At 57.4% G+C, this 5,382-nt stretch carries 3 protein-coding genes; 1 reads left to right on the forward strand and 2 read right to left on the reverse strand.

Annotated elements, in window-relative coordinates; genetic code table 11:
- The coding region (locus tag PZBJ_RS18665) for an Ig-like domain-containing protein (protein WP_240632924.1) at window positions 1-1,668 on the reverse strand (1,668 nt) is incomplete at its 3' end.
- Here PZBJ_RS18665 and PZBJ_RS24160 point away from each other — a divergent pair.
- Entirely contained in the window at window positions 1,660-1,962 is a 303-nt protein-coding gene (locus PZBJ_RS24160) for a hypothetical protein (protein ID WP_158238615.1), read from the forward strand. The genes PZBJ_RS18665 and PZBJ_RS24160 overlap by 9 nt on opposite strands.
- Window positions 1,963-2,193: 231 nt before the next feature.
- Here the strand turns inward: PZBJ_RS24160 and PZBJ_RS18670 are convergent.
- The coding region (locus PZBJ_RS18670; protein ID WP_240632925.1) for an Ig-like domain-containing protein at window positions 2,194-5,382 on the reverse strand (3,189 nt) is incomplete at its 5' end.

Here is a 5,382-nt window from a genome sequence, read left to right on the forward strand (position 1 = left end):
GGCGTTGATACCGTCATAAATGGTGATCAGGCTGCCTTTTTCCGCCGTGCCATTAAGCAGCGGACGTGCATCGTTGGTGAGGCCGGTGCCGTCGTTGGCAATGGCGCCGACCGTGCCGCCGGTTACCGCATCGGTGATGGTAGACAGCACCGGCTGATTAATCAGGGTATCTACGGTAATCGTAAAGCTATCTGAAATCACCGAGACGTTGCCCGCCGGATCGGTGGCCTGCACTGTCAGCGTGTGCGGACCTTCCTCAAACTTATCTGTGCCGGTGAACTGCCAGCTCCACGCGCCGGTGCTGACGTCGGCATAGACGCTGCCCACCGCCGTAGTGCCGTCGTAAATAGTTACCAGACTGCCTTTTTCGGCGCTGCCGTTGAGCAGCGGACGCGCATCGTTAGTGAGGCCGGTGCCGTCATTGCTAACCGCGCCTTCAACGCCGCCGCTGACAGCGTCGGTCACGGTTTCCAGCAGCGGCGGTGCAATCAGGGTATCTACGGTAATCGTAAAGCCGTCTGAAATCACCGAGACGTTGCCCGCCGGGTCGGTGGCCTGCACGGTCAGCGTGTGCATGCCTTCGGCCAGGTTTTCGCTGCTCTGCCAGCGCCACGCGCCGGTTGCAGCATCGGCCCGGACGCTGCCGATGGCTGAGTTGCCGTCATAAATCGTCACCAGGCTGCCGGTTTCGGCGCGGCCGCTGAGCACGGGGCGCGCGTCGTTGGTGAGGCCGGTGCCGTCGTTGCTAATCGCACCTTCCACGCCGCCGGTCACCGCATCGCTCACGGTTTCCAGCAGCGGCTGCGCAATTACGGTATCCACGGTGAAGGTGAACGGGATGGAGGGTAATCCGGTGTTGCCCGCCGGGTCGGTGGCCCGGGCGGTGAAGCTGTGCGGGCCGTCGGGCAGGGCGGCGTCGGGCTGCCACTGCCAGCTGCCGTCGGCGGCCACGGTCGCGGAGCCGGCAACCGCGCCGTCCAGCATAAACACGATGAGCGAGCCGGGCTCGGCCTGGCCGCTGAACAGGGGCTGGGCGTCGTCGGTGACGCTGCCGCTGGCGAGCGCGCCGGTGAGGGTGCCGGCGTCGTCGTCAGCGCTGACCACCTGCGGACGGGCCGGGGCGATAAGGTCAACGTCGAGGTCAAAGCCGGGGGAGTGTTCGCTGACGAGGCCGGAGGCGGCGGTGGCGGTGGTGGTAAAGGTGTGCAGTCCGTGCGCCAGCGCCGCGTCGGGGCGGAAGGTCCAGCTGCCGTCTCCGGCGACGAGGGTGGAGCCAATCACCACGCCGTCGGCGTAGACGGTAATCAGCTCGCCGGGCACGCTGCCGCTGCCGGTGAGTTGCGGCCGCGCATCATCGGTAACGCCGCCGTGGGCGAGCGCGCCGGTGTAGATGCCGGTCACGTCGGTGGCCATGGCAATCTGCGGAGGCGGCGGTGGCGATTCACCCGGTCCGCTGTGCTGGTTCTGCATGGCGCGCGCGATGCCGCCGAGGCCGAGCAGCCCGGCGAAGGCGGCCATCGCCATCCATGCGCCGCTGTGATGCTCAGGCACGAACAGCGGGGCGCTATCAGCCGCGGCGTCGCCGCTGAGCATCAGGAATGCGCTCTCGCCGTCGTCCATGTTGCTGGTCGCTTCGCCGTTATCGGCGGAGACCCAGTCGTGCGGCATGCCGTCTTCGCCGATGCCCTGCAGGCGGGCGTTGTTCTCGTAGAAATCGTAGATGACCAGGCGCGGTTCATCCTCGCCCGGCACGGTCAGGAGCAGGTTTTTGCCGTGCCGCTTCATCGCCATCCGCGCGGGCTGACCGGGATGCTGCGCATCGGACAGCACGATGCGCTGGCCGGGGGTGGAGTGAATGTACTGAGTGCCTTTGCCGGACGGCAGCATCAGCGGCGCAGAGAGGCGGTTACCTTCGGCCGTGGCGACGGCGAGAACGGAAGCGGACATAAACAGAGTTCCTGAAATAAGTGGCTGAGATTAAATAAATAACGGGAATTATGCCGGGAGGGGATGCGATGAAATACAGGCCGGGTCTGGGAAGGTAGGAGATGTAGAAAAGAAACGAAACCTGTAGGAAAGAACTGATCGAAATAAACTGATTAGATGGATTTAAACCAGACTCTCCTATTATAGGAAAGCCTGTTTTATTTTGATCGCAGCCTAAACGTGGAAGCTATCAGCTTAAAATAAGGATTAATTGTTTTCCATATTAACGTTTATACCCTGCTGTATGAAAACTTCAATGCCTGCGCCGTCATGCGTATAAGATATATATTGCACACCAGCAATTGTAATGTCTCCAACCTGATTCCAGTCACCTGAATCAGTACCATCAGGAAGTAAATCAGACAAGGTTATATTGTTCGTATCGTGTCCTTCGATGAGTAATTGAATATTATCATTACTTGCGAAAAAATTTCCCTGGCCATGACTTAGAACATCACCTATGGAAAGCATCAGTGATTCAGGCTCAATAGTTTCAAGGTTAAGACGATGATCCTGAATGAATTGATTAAGATTAACTTCGTGTTCTAGTTCAAAAAGTATAGAGGCAGAATCATTTAATGGATTATCCATCAGACGGGAAGTTACGCCTAAATTATCTTGAGCACGATTACCTAATGCGAAATTATCAAGACTAATGCCATCACCTGCTCTGAATTCAAAGCTTACGGAGTGAAAATTGATCCCTTCAGGCATTTCGGCCTGAAAATTGATGAGAGAATCATTACCACCTGAAGGTTGTAAAACGGTGTGAGCGAGGTTACCAGAGAGGTCATAAAACCTAATAGTCAATAGGCTCTCAAGATCTCTGATTTCTACACTGAAATAGGTGGCGCTATCATTACCTTTCAGTGTTAATTTATTCAGCTCACTGCCACCAGAACTGCGTAATAAGAGAATGTTTGATGTGGGAGAGGCCATTCCTGCAATCACAGTTCCAGGAGCAATAATGCCAGCTGTCCCATCATTGATGCTGTCATAACTGCCGGCAGTAAAGTTAAATAGACCAAGATCTAATGAAGCTCCTGATGCCACCGTTTGAGGAGTGATACTTTCTAAATCAGTGTACTGAATGTAAGGAATGCGTTGTAATAATGGCGATTCATTCCCGGCGATGTCAGTCAAGGTAGCGTTGTAAGTGTCGGTGTAGGACCATTTTTTTAGCGTGATATCCACTCTGCTAGCAGCAACATCTTCTGCGGTAAGCAGATGTTCAATATTTTCGCTACCTATTTTGATCTTTAACAAATCACCGATTTGGGCATGAGTTCCTGTTAAATCGACTTTTAATATATCACCGATCCGTATCAATCCCTGCAGTACCGGTGGAGTGGTATCGATATTAATGATGTATTGACTACCCAATCCACTGTAATTGCCCGCCAGATCAGTTTGTTCAGCGCGGAAATACCATTCACCATCCGGCAGTGTTTCGGGAATAGTAAGCGACCAGTTGCCATTTTTATCTGCGATAACATTAAAACCTTTACGGTTAACGCCATCCTCTTCACCCCATTCAGACCCGTGCCCTAGAGTCAGTCGCAAACGTACTAACGCGCCGGGTTCAGCGGTGCCCGTTATTGTCGGTGAGCTATCATTGGTAATTCCGTTATCACTGATTAATCCAGTGATGCCGCCAGCAACTTTATCATAAATACCGGTAACCAGCGGAACGCTGACCACATCATCAACGGTGATGGTGAAGCTTGGTGAGCGTGCAGAAATATTGCCCGCTTGATCGACGGCCTGCACTGTCAGAGTGTGCGGGCCTTCCTCAAACTTATCTGCACCGGAATACTGCCAGCTCCACGCGCCGGTAGCGGCATCGGCGTAGACGCTGCCGATGGCGCTGATACCGTCATAAATGGTGATCAGGCTGCCTTTCTCAGCATTGCCGCTGAGCAGCGGACGCGCATCGTTGGTGAGGCCGGTGCCGTCGTTAGCAATGGCGCCAAGAGTGCCGCCGGTTACCGTATCGGTGACGCTAGCAAGTGTTGGCTGCGCAATGTGGGTATCGACGGTGATGATAATGCTATCCGACAGTTGCGATCGATTACCTGCCGGATCGGCAGCGCTAACCGTGAGCGTATGGACGCCATCTTCAAATTTTTCTGCACCAGCATATTGCCAGCTCCACGCTCCGGTAGCGGCATCGGCATAGACGCTGCCCACCGCCGTGCTGCCATCGTATATCGTCACCAGGCTGCCCTTCTCGGCGCTCCCACTAAGTAGGGGACGCGCATCGTTGGTCAGGCCTGTGCCGTTATTAGGAATTGAGCCCAGATTGCCACCGCTTACCGCATCGGTGATCTTTGCCAGTATCGGCTGGGCAATCAGTGTATCAACGGTGATAGTAAAACTGTCAGACAGAATGGAAGTATTACCGGCTGCATCGATGGCTTTAACGCAAAGCGTGTGGCTCCCTTCATCAAACTTATCTGCTCCAGTAAATTTCCAGCTCCAGATGCCGGTAGCGGCATCGGCGTAAACGCTGCCGATGGCGCTGATACCGTCATAAACGGTGACCAGGCTGCCTTTTTCCGCTGTGCCATTAAGCAGCGGCCGGGCGTCGTTGGTGAGGCCGGTGCCGTCGCTGGCAACGGCGCCGACCGTGCCACCGCTGACCGCGTCGGTAATGGTCGCAATCACCGGCTGCACAGTCAGGGTATCTATGGTGATGGTGAAGCTATCTGACATCACCGATACGTTGCCCGCCGGGTCGGTGGCCTGCACGGTCAGCAGGTGCACGCCTTCGCCCAGGTTTTCGCTGCTCTGCCAGCGCCACGCGCCGGTTGCAGCATCGGCCCGGACGCTGCCGATGGCTGAGCTGCCGTCATAAATCGTCACCAGGCTGCCGGCTTCGGCGCGGCCGCTGAGTACGGGGCGGGCGTCGTTGGTGAGGCCGGTGCCGTCGTTGCTAATCGCACCTTCCACGCCGCCGGTCACCGCATCGCTCACGGTTTCCAGCAGCGGCTGCGCAATTACGGTGTCCACGATGAAGGTGAACGGGATGGAGGGTAATCCGGTGTTGCCCGCCGGGTCGGTGGCCTGGGCGGTGAAGCTGTGCCGGCCGTCGGGCAGGGCGGCGTCGGGCCGCCACTGCCAGCTGCCGTCGGCGGCGACGGTCGCGGAGCCGGCAACCGCGCCGTCCAGCATAAAGACGATAACTGCGCCGGGCTCGGCCTGGCCGCTGAACAGCGGCCGCGCGTCGTCGGTAACGTCGCCGCTGGCGAGCGCGCCGGTGAGGGTGCCGGCGTCGTCGTCAGCGCTGACCACCTGCGGACGCGCCGGGGCAATCAGGTCAACGTCGAGGTCAAAGCCGGGCGAGTGCTGGCTGACGAGGCCGGAGGCGGCGGTGGCGGTGGTGGTAAAGGTGTG

The sequence above is a fragment of the Pantoea endophytica genome, from assembly GCF_002858935.1.
GTDB lineage: Bacteria > Pseudomonadota > Gammaproteobacteria > Enterobacterales > Enterobacteriaceae > Pantoea > Pantoea leporis.